Consider the following 595-nt stretch of genomic DNA (forward strand, 5'->3'; position numbering starts at 1 on the left):
CGCTTCACAAGCCCAGGCCCGTGCCATTCTGATGAAAATGGCAGAGTTCCTCGGCGGAACGCCAAACTTTCGTGTCGGTGTGCGCAGCGGGTACGACGCCGTGCAGCCATCCGGACAAAAAATCGAATTCGGCGAATACCGCACGGTTACGTTGAGCCGGCCCGATCGCCTGCGCATTGAAAGCGAACGCAGCGATGGCGCAAAAACGCTCGTTGTGCTCACGGGCAAGGAGATCGCTCTGGTTGACTTCTCCAGCAAGGTCTATGCAACCGCGCCGCAACCAGGCACGCTGGATGAGAGCATCGTGTACTTCGTCAGGGATCTCGGCATGCGCCTGCCGCTCGCGGCGCTCCTCTTGAACCGGCTGCCCGCGGAATTGCAGGACCGGGTACGGTCGGTGAACTATGTGGAGAAGACGAGCATCTACGGCACCGCGTCACATCACCTCGCCGCGCGTACCGACACGGTGGATTTACAGGTATGGGTAGCAGATGGCGACAAGCCTCTGCCGCAGCGAATCGTACTGACTTACAAGAAGGCGGCGGGACAGCCCCAGTTCTGGGCGCAGTTCATCGACTGGAACCTTGCGCCTCAG

General features: G+C 60.5%; 1 protein-coding gene. It reads left to right on the forward strand.

Annotated elements, in window-relative coordinates; genetic code table 11:
• On the forward strand, positions 1 to 595 hold a 595-nt coding region (locus BG61_RS38795; RefSeq protein ID WP_035943812.1), incomplete at both ends, for a DUF2092 domain-containing protein.

This window comes from Caballeronia glathei, assembly GCF_000698595.1.
Taxonomy (GTDB): Bacteria; Pseudomonadota; Gammaproteobacteria; order Burkholderiales; family Burkholderiaceae; genus Caballeronia; species Caballeronia glathei.